Annotated in this window: 18 protein-coding genes; 13 read left to right on the forward strand and 5 right to left on the reverse strand. The window is 69.3% G+C overall.

The features are described 5' to 3' along the window. Positions 1-15 precede the first annotated feature (15 nt). The 3 genes from H7F51_RS06505 to H7F51_RS06515 all read right to left on the reverse strand — a co-directional run bounded on the left by H7F51_RS06505 (position 16) and on the right by H7F51_RS06515 (position 3,036). A complete protein-coding gene (locus tag H7F51_RS06505) occupies positions 16-1,353 on the reverse strand; it encodes an SGNH/GDSL hydrolase family protein (protein ID WP_185663427.1) in 1,338 nt (445 codons plus the stop codon). Next, positions 1,350-1,718, reverse strand: coding sequence for a hypothetical protein (locus H7F51_RS06510; protein ID WP_185663428.1), 369 nt, complete (start codon positions 1,716-1,718; stop codon positions 1,350-1,352). The genes H7F51_RS06505 and H7F51_RS06510 overlap by 4 nt, the downstream gene beginning before the upstream one ends. Before the next feature lie 106 nt (positions 1,719-1,824). Beyond that, positions 1,825-3,036 carry a transglutaminase-like domain-containing protein gene (locus H7F51_RS06515; protein ID WP_185663429.1) on the reverse strand — a complete coding sequence of 404 codons (1,212 nt, stop codon included), beginning with the start codon at positions 3,034-3,036 and terminating at the stop codon, positions 1,825-1,827. Between the two features lie 256 nt (positions 3,037-3,292). On the opposite strand from H7F51_RS06515, the gene H7F51_RS06520 reads away from it, so the two are divergent. Then, a complete protein-coding gene (locus H7F51_RS06520; RefSeq protein WP_185663430.1) occupies positions 3,293-4,402 on the forward strand; it encodes a glycosyltransferase family 4 protein in 1,110 nt (369 codons plus the stop codon). Continuing rightward, positions 4,399-5,295, forward strand: coding sequence for a glycosyltransferase family 2 protein (locus H7F51_RS06525; RefSeq protein ID WP_185663431.1), 897 nt, complete (start codon positions 4,399-4,401; stop codon positions 5,293-5,295). Before H7F51_RS06520 ends, H7F51_RS06525 begins: the two co-directional genes overlap by 4 nt. A gap of 9 nt (positions 5,296-5,304) precedes the next feature. Here the strand turns inward: H7F51_RS06525 and H7F51_RS06530 are convergent, their stop codons facing one another. Beyond that, entirely contained in the window at positions 5,305-6,312 is a 1,008-nt protein-coding gene (locus tag H7F51_RS06530; RefSeq protein ID WP_185663432.1) for an acyltransferase family protein, read from the reverse strand. A 349-nt stretch (positions 6,313-6,661) separates the two neighbouring features. On the opposite strand from H7F51_RS06530, the gene H7F51_RS06535 reads away from it, so the two are divergent. The 9 genes from H7F51_RS06535 to H7F51_RS06575 are packed head-to-tail and all read left to right on the forward strand — an operon-like array spanning position 6,662 to position 13,435. Then, entirely contained in the window at positions 6,662-7,345 is a 684-nt protein-coding gene (locus H7F51_RS06535; RefSeq protein ID WP_343061233.1) for an urease accessory protein UreD, read from the forward strand. A 13-nt stretch (positions 7,346-7,358) separates the two neighbouring features. Continuing rightward, complete coding sequence (locus tag H7F51_RS06540) at positions 7,359-7,661, forward strand: urease subunit gamma (protein WP_185663433.1); 303 nt, start codon at positions 7,359-7,361, stop codon at positions 7,659-7,661. 25 nt (positions 7,662-7,686) lie between these two features. Further along, positions 7,687-7,992 (forward strand): urease subunit beta, encoded by a 306-nt coding sequence (locus tag H7F51_RS06545; RefSeq protein WP_185663576.1) that lies wholly within the window; start codon positions 7,687-7,689, stop codon positions 7,990-7,992. Position 7,993: 1 nt separating this feature from the next. Then, positions 7,994-9,706, forward strand: a complete 1,713-nt coding sequence (gene ureC / locus H7F51_RS06550) for an urease subunit alpha (protein ID WP_185663434.1) — start codon at positions 7,994-7,996, stop codon at positions 9,704-9,706. Positions 9,707-9,719: 13 nt separating this feature from the next. Then, the gene (locus tag H7F51_RS06555; protein ID WP_185663435.1) at positions 9,720-10,247 is read left to right on the forward strand and encodes an urease accessory protein UreE; all 528 of its coding nucleotides are present in this window, start codon (positions 9,720-9,722) and stop codon (positions 10,245-10,247) included. Continuing rightward, positions 10,150-10,917 carry an urease accessory protein UreF gene (locus H7F51_RS06560; protein ID WP_246447921.1) on the forward strand — a complete coding sequence of 256 codons (768 nt, stop codon included), beginning with the start codon at positions 10,150-10,152 and terminating at the stop codon, positions 10,915-10,917. The genes H7F51_RS06555 and H7F51_RS06560 overlap by 98 nt, the downstream gene beginning before the upstream one ends. Further along, on the forward strand, positions 10,914-11,558 hold the full coding sequence (gene ureG / locus H7F51_RS06565) for an urease accessory protein UreG (protein ID WP_185663436.1): 645 nt from the start codon (positions 10,914-10,916) through the stop codon (positions 11,556-11,558). Before H7F51_RS06560 ends, ureG begins: the two co-directional genes overlap by 4 nt. Beyond that, the gene (locus tag H7F51_RS06570) at positions 11,555-12,103 is read left to right on the forward strand and encodes a HupE/UreJ family protein (protein ID WP_185663437.1); all 549 of its coding nucleotides are present in this window, start codon (positions 11,555-11,557) and stop codon (positions 12,101-12,103) included. The genes ureG and H7F51_RS06570 overlap by 4 nt, the downstream gene beginning before the upstream one ends. 3 nt (positions 12,104-12,106) lie before the next feature. After that, the gene (locus tag H7F51_RS06575) at positions 12,107-13,435 is read left to right on the forward strand and encodes an amidohydrolase (protein WP_185663438.1); all 1,329 of its coding nucleotides are present in this window, start codon (positions 12,107-12,109) and stop codon (positions 13,433-13,435) included. 4 nt (positions 13,436-13,439) lie between these two features. Here H7F51_RS06575 and H7F51_RS06580 read toward each other — a convergent pair whose 3' ends face one another. Continuing rightward, positions 13,440-14,933: an amidohydrolase family protein gene (locus tag H7F51_RS06580; protein ID WP_185663439.1), complete on the reverse strand. Its 1,494-nt coding sequence runs from the start codon at positions 14,931-14,933 to the stop codon at positions 13,440-13,442. Positions 14,934-15,284: 351 nt separating this feature from the next. Between H7F51_RS06580 and H7F51_RS06585 the strand changes: the two genes are divergently transcribed. Together H7F51_RS06585 and H7F51_RS06590 are read left to right on the forward strand one after the other, a co-directional pair. Then, positions 15,285-17,615, forward strand: coding sequence for a TonB-dependent receptor (locus H7F51_RS06585; RefSeq protein WP_185663440.1), 2,331 nt, complete (start codon positions 15,285-15,287; stop codon positions 17,613-17,615). Between the two features lie 72 nt (positions 17,616-17,687). Further along, a complete protein-coding gene (locus tag H7F51_RS06590) occupies positions 17,688-18,935 on the forward strand; it encodes an MFS transporter (protein ID WP_185663441.1) in 1,248 nt (415 codons plus the stop codon). Positions 18,936-18,938: the final 3 nt, after the last annotated feature.

Here is an 18,938-nt window from a genome sequence, read left to right on the forward strand (position 1 = left end):
GCCCCGGGGGCGGGCTCAGGCGCGGGGGGCTTCGAGGAGATCGAGGATTTCCCGGCGCAGGATGGTCTGCAGGAGGCCGCTCTGATGGATACCGTCCGGCACGTGCTCGGCGCCGCCGATTTCGGCCGCCGCCGCATCGAGATCGATGACGTCGAGGCCGTGCGAGGCCGCGACCTCGCTCAGCATCACGTTCATTTCCTTGGCTGCGACGGTCGACAGGGTGTCGCTCAGCGGGGCGTCGAAGCCGAGGTAGCTGGCGATATCCTCGTGCCCGGAGGTCGACATCCGGTTGAGACACATGATGCGCGCGCCGGTCTGCTTGCGGACGAGATCGACCAGCGTCTCGTAGTCGCGCCGGATCGCCTCGACCGGGCGCTTGACCGTCTCGAAGGCGCTGGCCAGCCATGACCGGACTGCCGGGCCGGCCGCGGCCTGGTGATGCCGCATCACGTGCATGTGATAACCGAGCCGGCGGTGGCGCAGGATGGACTGCGGCTCGACCGCGAGCGAGAGGATCACCGCCTCGGCCGGGCCGAGCTGTTGCAGGCCGCCGGAAGTGAACGCGTCATGGCGATCCCGGATCGGGCAATTCTTCAGCACCGCCAGCACCGCGCCGAGGAATATCCAGTCGTCCGCCGTGAGGGGATCGGCGAGGGCGCCGAAGTGACCGTGAATGTCGCGGGCGATGGCCTCATATTGCGCGGGCGTGCGCTCGAGCTGGTCGATGAGAATCGGCACGCAGGGGGCGATCGGATGATCGGGGACATGGACCATCTGCAGGGCGCCGCGCGCCATCTCGAACATTTCGGTGAAGGCGGCCTGGCCGCCGAGCACCACGCCGGCGACGTCGCAGACCCCGAGGCTGAGCAGGGTGCGCGGGGTCTCGCCCGGCTCGCCCCACCAGCCGCGCGACCGGCTGTGCCAGCCCGGCAGCAGGCCCGAATGGACATCGGCCAGCGCCGTCATGCGGCGCCCGGCCAGCATGAGCAGGCGCAGGGTCGTGGCCGTTCCGTCATCCGGGGCCTCGCCAGTCTCGACATGGGCGATCCGCGCCGCCGGGTCCCACGGCTCGATGCTGCGGATGTTGAGGTATCCGCCGCGATCGTGGCCGTCATCCAGCTTCAGCCGCCCGGACACGCGCGGCGCGAAAGCGACCTGCAGGTCCATTTCATCGGCGAAGCGGGGCTGGCCGACGGGCAGCCGTCCGGCAGGCTCGAGGCTGACGTTGAAATAGCCGATCGGCCGGTCCTTTTCGCACCACTGCCCATCGGCCACCAGCCAGCGCACCCCGGAGCGCAGTATCCGGAACCCCGTTGCCTCCAGCGGCCCCAGGGCCAGAGGCACGAGGGTCACAGCTGCTGCCCGCTGAACATGTTCTCGTGATGCATGATCCCCGCGACGGTCGTGCGGAGCGCCCGTTCGGGCGTCTGGTCCAGCGGCTCGGCCGGATCGGTGCTGAACAGGGCGACGAGTTCGCCCACGTCAAGCGCCTCGCCCGGTTTCACCGTGAGCGCGCGCAGGCAGGCCTTCTCGCGCAGGACCACGCGGTAGTAGGAGACCGGCGGGCATTCCTGGGCAAAGGCCCGGCTGAGGTCGACGCTGAGATCGACCAGCTTGCTGCCCATCGCCAGCATGTCGCCCGGCCGGGCGTGGACGCATTCGACAGTGGCGCCGCTCATCTGCGGTACGATCTGTCCTAGCGAGACCTCGAAGATCATTGCGGTTCCCCTGTCGCGGCGGCGCCAATGCAGCGATGCACAATGAGTTCATTACATGGGAGAAAAGGGAGCCGGTCAATTCCACCCCTGTGGCAATTAAGGATGATCAGGCCGGTGCTTCCAGTATGGCGACACTGTCGCGGTAGACGGTCTCCCCGTTCGCGCCGGCGAGACGCAGCTGGGCCCCGGTGCCCTCCATCGTGCGCAGCATGAACCAGATCTCGGGGATGGGCACGCCGATGGCCCCGGTGAACGATTGCGGCAGGCATTCGGTGATCAGGCGCGGATCGACCTGTCCGGCGAAACGGTCGCGCCAGTCTTCGTCCCGCCCGCCGCGCGACAGGTCCCAGCCGATGAAGTCGAACGGGGTCCAGCCGCTGTCATCGAGCCAGACCTCGGCCCAGTAATGGTTGGTGGGGGAGCGGCGATAGAGGAAATGCCCGCCGACCAGCCGCGCCGGGATGCCGCGCGCCCGGCACAGGCCGACCAGCAGGGCGGAGGCCAGCTGGCAGTCGTAGACCCGCTTTTCGAGAACCCAGTCGAGCGGGGCCTCGGCCGGGACCTGATCGTAGTGGACCGGGCAGAAGATGAAATTCCCGACGAGGTATTCCCAGAAGGCCCGGACGGCGGCGCGGTGGGGGGTGCCGGTGCCGGAGAGGCGGAGGGCAAGTTCGGCGACGGCGGGGGATATGACGACGAGGCCTTCCTTCGCGCGCAGGTAGAGGTCGCCCTCGGCGGGCCCTTCGCAGGGCGGCGGACCCAGTTCGAGATCGAGCCTGGCCCCGAGCGCGATTTCGGCCGCGCCCGAGGCGGCGACGCGGACCTCGAGGCGCCCGTCGCTGACCCGGTGGCCGGCGGCCTCGGCCGGAAGTTCGGGGCTGACCGCGAGCCCCGCATAGCGGCCGGCCAGCGGCAGGGGCATCCGCAGGCGCAGGGTCTTGCCCGCTTCGATCCGGCTCGTATCGAAATGGCGCCGATAGCGGACCCGGCGCGTGGAGGCGGTTTCTGCGGCAAGGTCGGTGACGAACCGGCGCAGCGTGGCGACGTAGCAGCGCTCCCAGTAATCGTCCTCTTCGCGCAGCCCGGCGAGCTTCACGAAAGTGGCGACTTCGACCGGGTCGTAGAGGTAACCATTACCATTCTGGCGCCGACCGAGCCCGGCCCTGGCGAGACGGCCTAGCGCGCTGGCCGCCTCGGCGCTGGCGGCGGCAAGGTCGGGGCAATGGGCGTGACCTTCGAGCAGCATGGTGGCGATGACCTGCGCCTCGGTCAGCGTCCGATACCTGTCTCCGAATGCCTGGCCTGTCGCCTCGATCAACCGATTGCCCCCCGCCGGCTGCGCCTGTGGTTTTGTAACCGCTCGGGCGGGTGGCCGCAACGGCGGGCCTCGGGGTGGAACCGGCCGAGCGAGCGAACGTGCCATAATATGACGCAATGCAGCACGCGGGATCGGGATCGGCGGTCGCGCACGGGCGATCATGATGGCATAGTCGCGCCAGAATCCCTTTCAGAGCGGGGCAGATTTGCAAGAGATTCCCACCCCAGCGGGCCTTGCCGCCCGGACCAGGCCGCCGATGCCGCCCGATGTCATCGTCAACGGCAAGTTCCTGCGCGCGCCGATGACCGGCGTGCACCGGGTTGCCTACGAGATCTGCAACGCGCTGGCCGACCTCGAAGCCGCGCAGGCCCCGCAGCTGCGCGGGCGCCGGTTCGAGGTGTGGCATTCGCGCGACGGCGGGGATGCGGCCCGCTCCCTGAGCCTGGCAACCCGCCAGATCGGACCTTTCGACAGCATCCCGTGGGAGCAATTGACCCTTCCCGCGCGGCAAGGGCGGCCGGTCCTGCTCAGCCTGTGCAATGTCGGCCCGATGCTGGCCGGCAATGCCGTGACCATGATTCATGACGCGCAGGTGATGCTCTCGCCCAGATCCTACACCTTCGCCTTTCGCGCGTGGTACAGGGTGGTGCAGACCGTGCTGGGCCGCCGCAACCGGGCCCTGCTCACCGTTTCCGATTTCTCGCGCGGGCAATTGGCGCGGGCTGGGCTGGCTCCGCTAGAGCGCATTCACACGGTTCACAATGGAGTGGACCACGTTTTGCGCGTGGCGGCCGACCCGGCCGCCGTGACGCGGCTGGCGCTGGCCGGGGAGAGCTACGTCCTCGCCCTTGCCACGACGCAGGAACACAAGAACATCGCAGTTCTGCTCAGGGCCTTCGCCCGCCCGGAACTGGCCGGGGTGAAGCTGGTGCTGTTCGGCTCCGCCACCCGCGAGGCCTTCGTGGCGGAGGGGCACGCGGTGCCACCCGGCGTGGTCTTCGCCGGGCGGGTGAGCGACGGCGAACTGCGCGCGCTGATGGAGGGCGCCTGCGCGCTGGCCTTTCCTTCGACCACCGAAGGCTTCGGCCTGCCGCCGCTCGAGGCCATGCTGCTGGGGACGCCGGCGGTCTGCGCGCCCTGCGGCGCCCTGCCCGAGGTCTGCGGCGCGGCGGCGCTCTATGCCGACCCGCACGATGATGCGGCCTGGGCCGGGGTTCTGGCCGGGCTGGCGGCGGACGGCGACCGGCGCGCCGCGCTTGGCGCGGCGGGGCGGGACCGGGCCGGGCAGTTCACCTGGCGCCGTGCCGCCCTGCGCCTGCTGGAGGTTCTTGACGGGCTCGAACCGGGCCGATCGGAGGGATCATGAGCGAGGCGGGGGGCGAACTCACGGTCGCGGTGGTGATCGCCAGCCTTGGCCGGCCGGACCTGATCGACCGGATGATCGAGCGGATGGCGCGGCAGACGGTCCTGCCCGCCGTCCTGCTGTTCTCGGTGACCGCGGCCGCCGACCTGCCCGAGGGGTTTGCCGAGACCGACCGGGTCAAGGCCGTGTTCGGGCGCAAGGGCCTGCCCCGCCAGCGCAATGCCGCGCTGGACTGGCTGGGCGGCGGCTATGACATCGTCGTGTTCTTCGACGACGACTACGTGCCCTCGCTGCTGAGCGTGGAGAAGGTGGCCGGCTTCTTTCGCGCCCACGCCGACGTGGTGGGGGCAACCGGGCTGGTCCTTGCCGACGGCATCAACACCAGCGGCATCGGCGCCGAGGAGGCCATGCGGATCGTGGCGGAACACGATGATCGCGGCGATTTCCCTTGCGAGATCCGCGAGGACCGGATCGGGCTTTACGGCTGCAACATGGCCTATCGCGGCGCGGCCATTGGCCCGACCCGGTTCGACGAGCGGCTCGCGCTTTATGGCTGGCAGGAGGACATCGACTTCTCGATGGCGCTCCGGCCGCGCGGGCGGCTGGTGATGACGCCCGCCTTCGCCGGGGTGCACCAGGGCGTGAAGCACGGGCGCACGCCGGGCCTGCGCCTTGGCTATTCGCAGGTGATCAACCCGGTCTACCTCGCGGCGAAAGGGACCATGCCGATCGGCTTTGCCGCCCGGTTGATGATCAGGAACATCCTCGCCAACCATCTGAAGTTGCTCCGCCCCGAGCCATGGGTCGACCGCAGGGGGCGGGCCAAGGGCAACTGGCTCGGCCTGTTCGATGCCGTGCGCGGGCGCCTGACCCCCGAGCGGATCGAGGAGCTTTGACGGGTCCGGTCAGGCCGCCGCGGCGGGCAGGGAGCCGCGACGCTCGGGCCGGGGGCGGGCAAGGCCGAAGGCGGGCAGGAGGCCCATGCGCTCCAGCACCAGATGGACGATGACCGGCGCGGCCAGGCCCATGGCGGTGCAGGCGATCAGGTAGACGATCGCCGGCGCCTCGACCTGCGCCCGGACCATGATGATCCGGGTTCCGGCCGTGGCGAGGATGTGCATGACGTAGATCGTCATCGACATTTGCCCGAGGCGCGCGAGCAGGGCCTGCGCCCGCCCGCCGAATGCCTGGGCCACCGCGAACATGCAGGCGATCCCTGCGCAGGCCGCCGGAAAGGCAACGGGCGTGAGATAGGGCGCATCGCCCTGCACCGGCACGAACCGGAACGCGGCCAGCCATGCCGTGGCAAACCCCGCCGCCCAGAGCAGCGGCGCGCGCGCGGTCCAGCCCTTGATCGCATCCGCGGCCACCACGCCGATCACGAAGAAGGGCGCCTGATAGCAAAGCTGGCGGGCAATGCCGTCGCCGGGGACGAAAGCGCTGGCGATCAGGCCCAGCCCGGCCAGCGGCACCAGCACGGCCGTCCGGACGCCGGTGGCGGCGACCACCAGCATGTAGACCAGCAGGGCATAGAGGAACCAGAACGGGCTGACCGGATCCCACCCGATCCGCAGCAGGCTTGACCATTGCCCCGCGCTGTTGGTGTGCCCGGCCATGGCGACCAGCAGGCTGACCTGGACCAGCGACCACAGCACGTAGGGATAGCCCACGGTCCACAGCTTGCCCGTGATGAAGGACCTGCGTCCCTTGGCCAGCGATCCGGGCACGTTGAGCCCGGCGAGGAGCATGAACAGCGGCATGTGGAAGGTGTAGAGGCCCATGTCGAACATCTGCCATGCCTGCGGATCGGCGATCCGGGCGGAGGCAAGGCCGCGTTCGGCGTGGCCGAGCACCACGAGGATGATGCCAAGCCCGCGCGCGACATCGATGTGGAGGATGCGCTGCGATTGCATGCCTGCCCCTGCAATGGATTCGGCAGACTTTCATGGATCGAGCGGGAAGCGCAACCGCAAAGGGTGGATTACCGCTCGCGGCCTGCGATTTTGCGCGCCGGAGGGCAACGCCGTGTTGCGAAACGCGCTACAGTCGGGGGCGGGGCGGGCTGACTAGCTTGCGGGCAATGCACCAGTTCCCCGGATCCAGCAGCGGGCCAGTCCACTGAACGCGGTTCCCGCCCGGAATCAGCGCCTTTCCGGCCATGCGCGGCTGGTCTTTGGCGCGGCGGGCATTCGGGATCTTTACCAGCGGGCGCCGTGCCGGTTTCTCTTTCCGGTTGCCGCGGCCGGTGAATTCCCGCTGGCCGTGAGCCTGACCACGAGCGGGGGGCTGACCGGCGGCGACCGGGTGTCCTTGGACATCGCCGTGGATCCCGGCGCGCGGGGCAGCGTGACGACGCAGGCGGCGGAAAAGCTCTACAGGGTCCTGCCGGAAGAGCCCGACATCCGGGTCGAGACGCGCATCGCGGTGGGTGACGGCGGGCGGTGCGAATGGCTGGGGCAGGAGGCGATCCTGTTCGACGGCACGCGGCTGCGGCGGCGGCTGGAGGCCGATCTTGTGGGCGACGGCGCGCTGCTGGCGGTGGAGACGCTGGTGCTGGGCCGGTCGGCGATGGGCGAAACCTTTTCGCGCGGGCTGGTCCACGATGCCTGGCGCATTCGGCGGGACGGACGGCTGGTCTGGGCCGATGGCCTGCACCTTGGCGGTGACGTCGCGGAGATCGCGGCTCGTCCGTTCGGCCTTGGCGGGGCGCGGGCCATGGCGACGCTGGTCTATGCCGGGCCGGGAGCGGCGGGCTATCTTGATCTGGCGCGCGAATTGGCGCCGGCGCCGCACGGCGGGGCGTCTTGCCTAGATGGGATAGTGGTGCTGCGCTGGTCCATGGCCGATGCCCAGGCCCTGCGCGAGCAGGTGATGGCCGCCACCGCGGCCCTGCGCGCGGCGGCATTCGGACTGGCGCCGCGCCTGCCGGCGCTGTGGACATGTTGAAGGGACAAGAGCTGTGCAACTGACCCCACGGGAAAAGGACAAGCTGCTGGTCGCCGTGGCGGCCATGGTCGCGCGCGGCCGGCTGGAGCGCGGGGTCAGGCTCAACCATCCCGAAGCCGTGGCCCTGATCACCGAACACGTGGTGGAAGGCGCGCGCGACGGGCGCTCGGTGGCGGACCTGATGGCGAGCGGCGGCCACGTGCTGACCCGCGATCAGGTCATGGACGGGATCGCCGAGATGATTCACGAAATTCAGGTGGAAGCCACCTTTCCCGACGGCACCAAGCTGGTGACCGTCCACAAGCCGATCCGGTGAAGGGAGCCGAGCCATGACCTCCAGGATGATTCCGGGCGAAATCCTCTGCGCCGAAGGCGAGATCCTGCTCAACGCAGGACGCGACGCGATCGAGATCGACGTGGCCAATACCGGCGACCGGCCGGTGCAGGTGGGCAGCCATTACCATTTTGCCGAGACCAATCCGGGTCTCGCCTTCGACCGGGCGGCGGCGCGCGGGATGCGGCTGGACATTCCGAGCGGGACCGCGATCCGTTTCGAGCCGGGGCAGCGGCGCAAGGTCCGCCTGATCCCGTTTGCCGGCAAGCGCATCGTGACCGGATTTCGCGGCGACGTGATGGGAGCGCTCTGACATGCCGGTATCGCTGTCTCGCGCCGCCTATGCCGCCATGTTCGGGCCGACCGTGGGCGACCGCATCCGGTTGGGCGATTCCGCCCTGCTGATCCGGGTCGAGCGCGATTTCACCACTTATGGCGAGGAGGTGAAGTTCGGCGGCGGCAAGGTGATCCGCGATGGCATGGGCCAGAGCCAGATCACCCGCGCCGAGGGCGCGCCCGACACGGTGATCACCAATGCGGTGATCCTTGATCACTGGGGCATCGTGAAGGCCGACGTGGCGATCCGCGACGGGCGGATCAGCGCAATCGGCAAGGCGGGCAATCCCGATACCCAGCCCGCCATCACCATCCCGATCGGCCCCGGCACCGAGATCATCGCCGGCGAGGGCCGCATTCTCACCGCCGGCGCGATCGATGCGCACATCCATTTCATCTGCCCGCAGCAGGTGGACGAGGCGCTGAATGCTGGGGTGACCACCATGCTCGGCGGGGGCACGGGCCCGGCCCACGGCACGCTCGCCACGACCTGCACGCCGGGGGCCTGGCACATCGGGCGGATGCTGCAGTCGCTGGAAAGCCTGCCGATGAACTTCGGCCTGTTCGGCAAGGGCAATGCCAGCCGCCCCGATGCGCTGGAGGAGATGATCCTCGCAGGCGCCTGCGGCCTCAAGCTGCACGAGGACTGGGGCACGACCCCGGCGGCGATCGACTGCTGCCTGACCGTGGCCGACCGCCATGACATCCAGGTCACGCTCCACACCGATACGCTGAACGAGAGCGGCTTCGTCGAGAGCACTATCGCTGCCTTCAAGGGGCGGACGATCCACGCCTTTCATACCGAGGGCGCGGGCGGCGGCCATGCGCCCGACATCATCCGCGTGGCGGGGCTGGCCAATGTCCTGCCCTCCTCGACCAATCCGACCCGGCCCTACACGGTCAACACGCTCGACGAGCATCTCGACATGCTGATGGTGTGCCATCACCTCGACCCGCGCATTGCCGAGGACGTGGCCTTTGCCGAGAGCCGCATCCGCAAGGAGACCATCGCCGCCGAGGACATACTCCACGATCTTGGCGCCTTCTCGATGATGTCGTCCGACAGCCAGGCCATGGGCCGGGTGGGCGAAACGATCATTCGTTGCTGGCAGACCGCGCACAAGATGAAGGTCCAGCGCGGGGCGCTTGCCGGCGACGATGCCGAGGCCGACAACATGCGCGTCCGGCGCTATGTGGCGAAATACACGATCAACCCGGCCATCGCGCACGGGATCAGCCACGTGGTCGGCTCGGTCGAGGTGGGCAAGCTGGCCGATCTCGTGCTGTGGTCCCCGGCCTTCTTCGCCACCAAGCCCGATATGGTGATCAAGGGCGGCTCCATCGCCGCCGCGCCGATGGGCGATCCCAATGCCTCGATCCCGACCCCGCAGCCGGTCCATTACCGGCCGATGTTCGGCGCGCTGGGCAAGGCCGGGGTGCAATCGGCGCTGCATTTCGTCTCGGCCGCGGGGATCGCGCAGGACGTGGCCGGGCGGCTGGGGCTGGAGCGACCGCTCGAGGCCGTGGTCAACACGCGGGGCGGGATTTCCAAAGAATCGATGATCCACAATTCGGCCCTGCCGGACATCGCGGTCGATCCCGAGACTTACGAGGTGCGCGCCGACGGCGAATTGCTGACCTGCGAGCCGGCGGCGGAATTGCCCTTCGCCCAGCGCTATTTCCTGTTCTGAGAAGGCCCAGCCGATGACCGATCTTGCTGCCCGCCAGATTCTTGCCGCCGGCCACTGGGATGCCGCCCGTGCCGACGATTTCATCGTGCTCGACTATGACGCGCGCCATCGCCGCCGCTTTCGCTATGTCGCGCGGGGCGGCACCGATTTCCTGCTCGACCTGCCGAGCGCGGCCGTGCTGCGCCACGGTGACGGGCTGAAGCTGACCGACGGGCGGACCGTGCGGATCGAGGCCGAGCCGGAAGAACTGATGGAAGTGCGCGCGGGCGCGGGGCACGACCTGCTGCGGCTGGCTTGGCACATCGGCAACCGCCACCTGCCGGCCGAGCTCCACGCCGACCGCATCCTGCTGCGCCATGACCGGGTGATCCTCGACATGCTGCGCGGGCTCGGCGCCGAGGTGGCGCTGATCCGGGCGCCGTTCACGCCCGAGGGCGGGGCCTATGCCGGCGAAGGGCATTCGCACGGGCACGATCACGATCACGACCACGACCACGACCACCACCATGACCATGGCCACCATCACCACCATGCTCACTGAGCCGGCCCTGCACCTGCTGCTGGCCTGGACCTCCCCGTCGCTGCCGATCGGGGGGTTCACGTACAGCCACGGGCTGGAAACGGCGGTCGATGCCGGGGACGTGCGGCGTTGGGGCGAACTGGTGGACTATGTCGAGGCGGTGATCGCGCGCGGTGGCGGCTGGGTCGATGCCGTGCTGATCGCGCGGGCGATGGAACTCGCACACGATCCCGCCGCTTTCGATGCCGTGGCCGAACTGGGCGCCGCCTTCAGGGCCAGCAGCGAGACGGCGCTGGAAAGCCATCAGCAGGGCGCGGCCTTTCTCTCGGTCGTGCGCAAGGCCTGGCCTCATCCGGCGCTCGATGCCTTTGCCGAGCGGCTGGGCGAGCATCCCTGCGCCCATGCCGCGGTCTTTGCGCTTGCCTGCGCGGCGCACGGGATTGCGCCGGCCGCGGCGATCCATGGTTTTCTGCACAGTACGGCGGCCAATCTCATCTCGGCGGGGGTGCGGCTGGTGCCGCTCGGCCAGACCGACGGGCAGCGCGCCATGGCCGCGATCGGGCAGGTTATCGGCGGCATCGCCGCCCGCGCCCGCGCCTGCCCGCTCGACGATCTCGGCACGGCGACGCCCGTGCTCGAACTCTACTCCTTCCACCACGAAACGCTTTACACGAGGCTTTTCCGCTCATGACATCATACAACGGCCCCCTGCGCGTGGGCATCGGCGGCCCGGTCGGCTCGGGCAAGACCGCGCTGACCGACCGGCTGTGCAAGGCGATGCGCGACCACTGGAACATCGCGGCGATCACCAACGACATCTACACCCGCGAGGACGCCGAATTCCTCACCCGGTCGGGCGCGCTGGTGCCGGAGCGGATCATGGGTGTGGAAACCGGCGGCTGCCCGCATACCGCGATCCGCGAGGATGCCAGCATCAACCTGGCCGCGGTGGACCAGATGGCCAGACGCTTTCCCGGGTTGGAGCTGATCTTCATCGAGAGCGGGGGAGACAACCTGGCCGCGACCTTCAGCCCGGAACTGGCTGACATCACGATCTACGTGATCGACGTGAGCGCCGGCGACAAGATCCCGCGCAAGGGCGGTCCGGGCATCACCCGTTCGGACCTGCTGATCATCAACAAGATCGATCTTGCCCCGCTGGTCGGCGCCAGCCTCGAGGTGATGGACCGCGACGCGCGCAAGATGCGCGGCGAGCGGCCGTTCCTGTTCACCAACCTCAAGGACAATATCGGCACGGCCGAGATCATCCAGTTCATCGTCACCGCCGGCGGCCTGAATCCAGCTGGTGACCCGCAAAGGAGCCCTGCATGACCCGCGCCATTCCCAAGACCGCGATTGCCCTTGCCGCCTTTCTGGCCCTGCCCGGCACGGCCATGGCCCACCCCGGCCACGGGAGCGGCGGGGGCCTCGCCGAAGGGCTGCTCCATCCGCTGACCGGCGCCGATCACATCGCCGCCCTGCTGATCGCGGGGCTGTGGGCCGGGGCCCTCGGCGCCCGGTTCGCGCGGGTCCTGCCGCTGGTGCTGACCGGGGCCATGCTGGCGGGTTTCGCCATGGCCGACATGGTTACGGCGCCGCTGGCCGAGGGGCTGATCGCGGTGACGCTGGCGGCACTGGCGGCGGCCTTCGCGCTGCGCCTGCGCCCGCCGCTGACGCTGGCCGCGGGCCTTGCCGGGCTGGCCGGCCTTGCCCACGGCTTCGCGCATGGCATCGAAGCGCCGGACGGCGCCGCCGGGACCGGGTTCGTGATCGGCTTCCTCGTCAGCGCGGCTGCCCTGCAGGGGCTCGGCCTGTTGCTGTTCGCGGCCGGCAAGGCGGTCTTGCGCCGCCGTTCCGTCGCTGCGCGAGGGGCCTGACTTATGCGGCGTAGCGGATGGATCGCGGCCTCGGCCCTTGCCCTGATCGCGGCGCCCGTGGCGGCAAGGTCCGATCCGGCGGCGCAGCGCGCGGCGGTGGACGCGCAGTTCGCCAAGGCCTGGCCGGGGCTGGAGGCGCTCTACCGCGACATTCACCAGCATCCCGAACTGGCCTTTCAGGAGCAGCGCACGGCGGGCGTGCTGGCGGCGCGGCTCAGGGAACTGGGCTTCGAGGTGAGCGAGGGGGTGGGCAAGACCGGCGTGGTCGGCGTGCTGCGCAACGGGCCGGGCCCGGTCGTGCTGCTGCGCACCGAGCTTGATGGCCTGCCGATGGAGGAAAAGACCGGGCTCCCCTATGCCAGCCGGGCCCAGCAGGAGAGCGGCGGGAAGCTGGGCTTCGTTGCCCATTCCTGCGGCCATGACGTCCACATGGCCTGGTGGATCGGCGCGGCCGGGGCGCTGGCGGCGATGAAGGGGCAGTGGCACGGCACGCTGGTCATGGTCGCCCAGCCGGCCGAGGAGGTCGTCTCGGGCGCCAAGGCCATGCTGGCCGACGGGCTCTACACGAAATTCCCGCGCCCGGACTATGCCTTTGCCGCCCATGTCGGCCCGGACACGGCAGGCAAGGTGACGATCAAGGAGGGCTATGCCACCTCGGCCAGCGATGCGGTGAAGATCGTGTTCCACGGGCAGGGCGCGCATGGCTCGATGCCGGACAAGAGCATCGACCCGGTGGTGATGGGCGCGCGGTTCGTGACCGACGTGCAGAGCGTGGTCAGCCGCCAGAAGGACCCGATGAAATTCGGCGTGATCACGGTCGGCGCCTTCCATGCCGGGACCGTGGGCAACATCATCCCCGACGAGGCCGAACTGCTGCTCACCGTGCGGTCCTACGATCCGCAGGTGCGCGCGCAATTGCTGGAGGGGATCGACGTCACGGCCAAGGCGAGCGCGCTGATGGCCAAGGCCCCGCCGCCCGAGGTGGTGCACCGCTACGGCACCAGTTCGGTCAGTAACGAGGCGGGGCTGTCGGCCCGCTCGGCGCAGGTGCTGACCCGGGCGCTGGGCCAGCCGCGCGTGGTGCTGATCCCGGCAAGCGAGCCGGGCTGGACCGCGAGCGAGGACTATTCCGAATTCGCCGAGGGCGGCAAGGTCCACTCGGTCTACTTCAGCATTGGTGGCACCCTTCCGGCGGTCGAGGCGAAGTACAAGGCCGAGGGCAAGCCGGTGCCGGTCAACCATTCGCCCTTTTTCGCGCCGGACCCGGAGATCTCGATCCGGACGGGCATGGAAACGCTGGTGCTGGCGGCGCTGATGGTTGCGGGCAAGTGAGCGTTCAGTCCGGCCGGCGGTGCAGGCCGGACTGGTAGAAGGCCGCGGCCGCCGCCGCCGCCGCGGCGATGCGGTTCGGATCGGGTGGGCTCGCGGCGCGGGCCGCGCTGGCGGCGGCGACCAGCCGGGCCGAAAGCGCCGCCTCGTCCACCCCGGTGACCTGCCCCGCGCGGACCACCTCGCGCCCGCCGACCAGCAGGCGGGCGACATGGGCGCGGGCGGCGCGGGCGAGCAGCCATGCGGGATCGGCCGGCAGTCCATCGAGGCAATCCGCCGCCATGGTCCGGCGATCAAGCAGCAGCAGGTCGGCCGGGGCGCCCGGGACGATCCGCCCGCCGCCATCGGCGCCGAGGATCGCCGCGCGCCCGCCTTCCCATGCCGCCTTGAGCGCCGTGGCGGGGTCGGGCCGGGCGACCGGGCCCTGCTGGTGGCGGCAGGGCTGGCTCATCAGGAGGTGAGCGAGGCGCAGTTCGCGCAGCATGTCCTCGTCGTCGTCGAGCGCCATGCCGTCGAGCCCGAGGCCGACCGGGACCGCGCCCGCCCGCAGTTCGGCCAGCGGAGGCAGGCCCGAGCACAGGCGCAGGTTGGACGAGACGTTGACCGCGACGGTCACGCCGCGCGCTGCCAGCAGGGCAATCTCGTCCTCGCGCAGCCAGACGCCGTGAGCCACGGTGAGGCGGGGCGAAAGCAGGCCGATGGAATCGAGCCAGTTCACGAAGCCTTGCGGGAAGTGGTGATCGGCCCATTCGCGCTGGAGGCGGGTTTCGAGCAGGTGGGTGTGGACCCGGCGGCCGTTTTCCGCCGAGGCGCGGGCGATGGCGGCGAGGGTTTCAGGCCTCGCCCACTGCGGGGCGACCGGGTGATAGTGCAGGGCGAAGAGGGGATGCTCGAAGGCGCGGGCCTGATCGAACAGGGCCATGTTGGTGGCGCAGTCGCGCAGGGCCCGGTCCATGGCCGCGATGCCCTCGCGCTGTTCGGGCGGAAACCATGCGGCCAGGGCCGCGTGCGAGCCATAGACCAGCGGATTGGCATCGAAGAACGGCCAGCCGAAGGCGGCGCGGATGCCGACATCGCGCGCGGCGCGCGACACGGCCTCGGCCTCGGCCAGAAGATCGGCGGAAGACTGGGTGTTGTGGCAGTGATAGACCGCCGCGACCCCCGAACCCGCCATCCGGGCAAAGGCGAGGGCGGCCGTGTCGTAGGGATCGACGCGGGGCTGGCGGGCGAGATCGACCATCCACGCCTCGAGCGGGGCATCCGCAATCCCGCAGGCCTGGGTGCGCAGGCCCCGGCCGTGATCGTGGGCATTGGCCAGCGCGGGCATGGCGAGGAGCGCGGCTTCGCCGGGCGTGAGGGCGGCCCCGTCAAGCGGCAACAGTGCGGCGATGCGCCCGTCCGCGGTCAGTTCGATGGCGTGAGGGCCCAGCGGAGCGCTGCCGGCGGAGGGCAGCACGGCGCCGACGCGCAAGGTGCGGGGCGGGGTGGAGTTAGCGGTCATCGGCGGCGAGGCTAGGCCTCGGATCGCCGCCATGCCAGCCCCGGGCGATGCCGGTTGCGCCATGGGCCGGTTCGCATCTGCGAACGCGGTGACGGAGGCTGACTGCAAGCGCGCAAGAATAGCAACGGCCCTGTTCGTTTGTTGCAATAGCGTGACGGGGATTTGTGAAACACCTTGGGTTTCGACAAGGCCCGCTTGGCAGGAAATCCAGGGTACGATCGAGGTGCATGCGGGGCGCAGCCGCCCTGCAAGGCAACCGCGCCGCGACAATTGCGGCGGCGCTCCGCTTCGCAAGAGGCGCGGGCGTAGACGGGGTCTGCGGGAGGCAACAGAACAAGAGGGATCAGCATCATGTCGCAAGTTTCTTCGTTGCCCGTTCACCGCAAGGGCGCTCGCCGGTGGATCGGCCTCTCGCTGGCCGCCACGGTGGCCCCCGTGGCCCTTCTCGCGGGCACGGCCCACGCCGCCGAGGCTGTCGATGACACGTCCGGCGACATCGTCGTCACCGCCCAGCGCCGCGACGAGAACCTGAGCAAGGTGCCGCTGTCGATCGCGGCCTATTCGCAAAAGGACATGGATGCCCAGGGCATCCGTTCGATTTCCGACATCGCGCGCATTACCCCGGCGCTACAGTTCACCAGCACGGCGGGCGTGGTCGGCAACAACGGCACCAACATCGCGATCCGCGGGCTCAAGTCGGACGTCGGCTCCTCGACCACGGCGATCTACCTTGACGATACGCCGATCCAGATCCGCAACATCGGCTACTTCGGCGGCAACCCCTATCCGCGCGTGTTCGACCTCGACCGCGTGGAAGTGCTGCGCGGCCCGCAGGGCACGCTGTTCGGCGCCAGCTCGGAAGGCGGCGCGGTGCGCTTCATCACGCCGAGCCCGAGCTTCACCAAGACCGACATCTATGCCCGCAGCCAGTTCTCGGTCACCGAGCACGGCGCGCCGAGCTATGAGGCGGGCCTTGCCATGGGCGGGCCGATCTCGGAAACCGTCGCGGCGCGCGGCAGCGTCTGGTACCAGCACGTCGGCGGCTATGTCGACCAGGTGACCCAGGGCACGGACAACGTCTCGGCCAAGGACGTCAACTACCAGGACAACATCGTGGCCCGCGCCGCCCTGACCTGGAAGCCGACCGAGAACCTGACCTTCACCCCGAAGATATTCTACCAGAACCTCTACCAGAACGCCCGTGACGACTTCTGGCAGGGCTATGGCAGCCCAGCGGCCGGCGACTATCACACCGGCGTCTATACCACGGAGCCGACCAAGGACCGGATGCTGCTGCCCTCGCTCGGCGGCGAGCTGAAGCTGGGCAAGGTCACGGTGGTGTCCAACACCTCGTACCTCAAGCGCGACCTTGAGCAGACGCTCAACTACGCGACCTATTTCTCGACCCTTCGTTCGGGCACGCCCTTCGGGACCTACGCGAACAAGGACATCACCAACATGGACGATTTCCTGACGCTCAAGCAGAGCAATTTCTCGCAGGAACTCCGCGCCTTCTCGTACAATAACCCGCTGGTCGACTGGTCGGTCGGTGCCTATTACCAGCACTCGATCCAGGACTATTCGAACTACACCTCCTCGGGCCGCATCCCGGGCGTGCTGGTCAGCGGCTTCCAGCAGTACCAGGGCCGCTACAGCCTGGTCGACATCATCAAGGCGACCGACAGCCAGTATGCCGGCTTCGGCAGCGTTGACATCAAGCCGACCAGCAAGCTGACCCTGACCGCCGCGGTGCGCTATACCAAGGTCGATTCCGAATTCGTCGAGACCAAGGACGGTTCGAGCAACCTTGGCGTGCGCACCACGGTCCGCTCGGCCAACAACGAGGGATCGTGGACGCCCAAGTTCGCCGCCAAGTACCAGGTGAACGACGATGCCATGCTCTACACCGCGGTCAGCAAGGGCTTCCGCCCGGCCGGTTCGCAGCCCAGCACCCTGCCGGAATCCTGCGCGGCCAACCTCGCCACGCTGGGCCTGACCACCTCGACCATCCCGACCACTTACAAGTCGGACTCGATGTGGTCCTACGAAGTGGGCAGCAAGGGCCGCCTGTTCGGGGGCAAGCTGGCCTATGACGTGAGCGGCTATGCGGTCGACTGGAAGAATATCCAGCAGGCCGTGCGCATGAACTGCGGCTTCGTCTTCGTCTCGAACCTCGGCAATGCCAAGGGCAAGGGCGCGGAACTGTCGCTCGAGGCCAAGCCGGTGCAGGGCGTGACCGTGGGCGGCAACGTCGGCTACACCGACATTCACTATGCCGCCAACGTCTACCAGTCGAACGGCATCCTGCTGCGCGCCGCCGGGGAGCGGATCAACGGCCCGCTGTGGACCGGCCATGCCTATGCCAACTTCGAGGCGCCGATCTCTTCGAGCACCGATGGCTATGCGCGGGTGGACTATACTTTCACCAGCACTGACACCATCCCTTCGGCGGTCGGCACCTTCGGCTATGACGCCGCGCTCTATGCCCTGCCCGGCAAGGACTATGTCCAGCTGCGCGTGGGCCTGCGCAAGGGCGGGGTCGACGCCTCGCTGTTCATCGACAACCTGACCAACTCGCGCGACCTGCTGGGCCGCGGGCACGACTCCTCGACCGGTACGCTGTTCTATGCGCAGTCCTACCGGCCGCGGACCTTCGGCCTGACCTTGCAGTTCCGCAACTGATCCCGAATACTCCCGGGAAGGCGCCGGAGCGATCCGGCGCCTTCTTCGCTTAACTCAATCGGAAGGCGAGACGTGACCCAGGGCTCTCCAGAACAGGTCGCCTCGCTGGCCGCGGCGACCGGGCCGCTCGCGGGGTGGCAGGGCCGGAGCCGGCAGGTCTTCACCCTCGCCCTCGTCTATACCATCGGCCTCGGCTCCATGGCCATGGTCGGCATGCTTTCCCCGCTGACCGCGATCGTGGCGCGGGACTTTTCGAGCGCTCCGGCTGCGATCGGCTGGACCATCTCGCTGTTTTCGCTCCCCGCCGCGATCACTTCCACGCTGGGCGGGGGGCTGGTCGACCGGCTGGGGCCGCGCCGCGTGCTGTTGCTGGCGCCGCTGCTGCTGGCGCTGGCCGACTTCCTGATGATCAAGGCCCCGACCCTGTGGCTGTTCGACTTTGCCATGGTCCTCGCCGGGCTGGCCTATGTCGGCGTGCTCAACGGCGGCGCGGCCATGCTGATGACCAGCCTCGAGGGCAGCCTGCGCGCCCGGGGGCTGGCCCTGTGGGCGACCTATGCCCCGGCCGGCTTTTCCGCCGGACTGCTGCTGTCGGCGATGATCGCGCAGTGGGCCGACTGGCGGATCGCCTTTGCCGCGCACGGCGTGGTCATGCTCGCCTGCGCGCTGGGGGCCGTGGTCCTGCCGCAGGTCGCCTCGGCCGCGCGGCGTGATGGCCTGACCCCGTTCGCGCGGCTCAAGATGGGGCTGTCGAGCCCGGTCCTGCTGCTGCTGGCGCTGGCCGCGGCCCTGCCCAACATGATTTCCTATGGCACCAGCCTGGTCGCTGCCGGCTACCTTGCCCAGACGCGGGGGGTCTCGCTCGCAGCTTCGGCCGGGATCGTGGCCGGGGCCAAGATCATCGCCGTGCTGGCCGGGAGCACGGTGACCGGGGCCCTGCTGGCGCGGCGGACCGCCCCGCTGCGGCTCTATTTCATCATGGCCATGGTTGGCGCGCTGGCGCAGGTGCTGCTGTTCTTTCCGGCGAGCCCGCTGGCGCTGGCCGTGGCCGGGCTGATGGCCTGGATCTTCGCTTTCGGGGCGCTGTCGGGCATCTGCATGGCGCTGTTGCCGCAAGTGGCCGAGCGCGCGGGCGGGGCGGGGCAGGCAGCGGGGATCGTCAACCAGTTCGTCTCGCTCGCCTCGTTCCTGACGCCGACGATCTATTTCGGGGTTTCGGGCTGGCACGCCTATGTGGCCGTGGCCGTGGCCGGGCTGGCCGTGGCGCAGATCGCGCTGCGGCGGGCGGGGGTGATGGCGCGCGGCGGTTTGACCGCCTGAGTT

It is taken from the genome of Novosphingobium flavum (assembly GCF_014230315.1).
In the GTDB taxonomy this organism is placed as follows: Bacteria; Pseudomonadota; Alphaproteobacteria; order Sphingomonadales; family Sphingomonadaceae; genus Novosphingobium; species Novosphingobium flavum.

What these genes read in the sequence shown, in the direction of transcription:
- H7F51_RS06560 (WP_246447921.1), top strand. Translation starts at nt 10,150, where the DNA reads ATGCCGGCGAAGGGCATTCGCACGGGCACGATCACGATCACGACCACG.
- ureG (WP_185663436.1), top strand. Translation starts at nt 10,914, where the DNA reads ATGACATCATACAACGGCCCCCTGCGCGTGGGCATCGGCGGCCCGGTC.
- ureC (WP_185663434.1), top strand. Translation starts at nt 7,994, where the DNA reads ATGCCGGTATCGCTGTCTCGCGCCGCCTATGCCGCCATGTTCGGGCCG.
- H7F51_RS06580 (WP_185663439.1), bottom strand. Translation starts at nt 14,933, where the DNA reads ATGACCGCTAACTCCACCCCGCCCCGCACCTTGCGCGTCGGCGCCGTG.
- H7F51_RS06525 (WP_185663431.1), top strand. Translation starts at nt 4,399, where the DNA reads ATGAGCGAGGCGGGGGGCGAACTCACGGTCGCGGTGGTGATCGCCAGC.
- H7F51_RS06555 (WP_185663435.1), top strand. Translation starts at nt 9,720, where the DNA reads ATGACCGATCTTGCTGCCCGCCAGATTCTTGCCGCCGGCCACTGGGAT.
- H7F51_RS06530 (WP_185663432.1), bottom strand. Translation starts at nt 6,312, where the DNA reads ATGCAATCGCAGCGCATCCTCCACATCGATGTCGCGCGCGGGCTTGGC.
- H7F51_RS06570 (WP_185663437.1), top strand. Translation starts at nt 11,555, where the DNA reads ATGACCCGCGCCATTCCCAAGACCGCGATTGCCCTTGCCGCCTTTCTG.
- H7F51_RS06585 (WP_185663440.1), top strand. Translation starts at nt 15,285, where the DNA reads ATGTCGCAAGTTTCTTCGTTGCCCGTTCACCGCAAGGGCGCTCGCCGG.
- H7F51_RS06545 (WP_185663576.1), top strand. Translation starts at nt 7,687, where the DNA reads ATGATTCCGGGCGAAATCCTCTGCGCCGAAGGCGAGATCCTGCTCAAC.
- H7F51_RS06520 (WP_185663430.1), top strand. Translation starts at nt 3,293, where the DNA reads ATGCCGCCCGATGTCATCGTCAACGGCAAGTTCCTGCGCGCGCCGATG.
- H7F51_RS06510 (WP_185663428.1), bottom strand. Translation starts at nt 1,718, where the DNA reads ATGATCTTCGAGGTCTCGCTAGGACAGATCGTACCGCAGATGAGCGGC.
- H7F51_RS06575 (WP_185663438.1), top strand. Translation starts at nt 12,107, where the DNA reads ATGCGGCGTAGCGGATGGATCGCGGCCTCGGCCCTTGCCCTGATCGCG.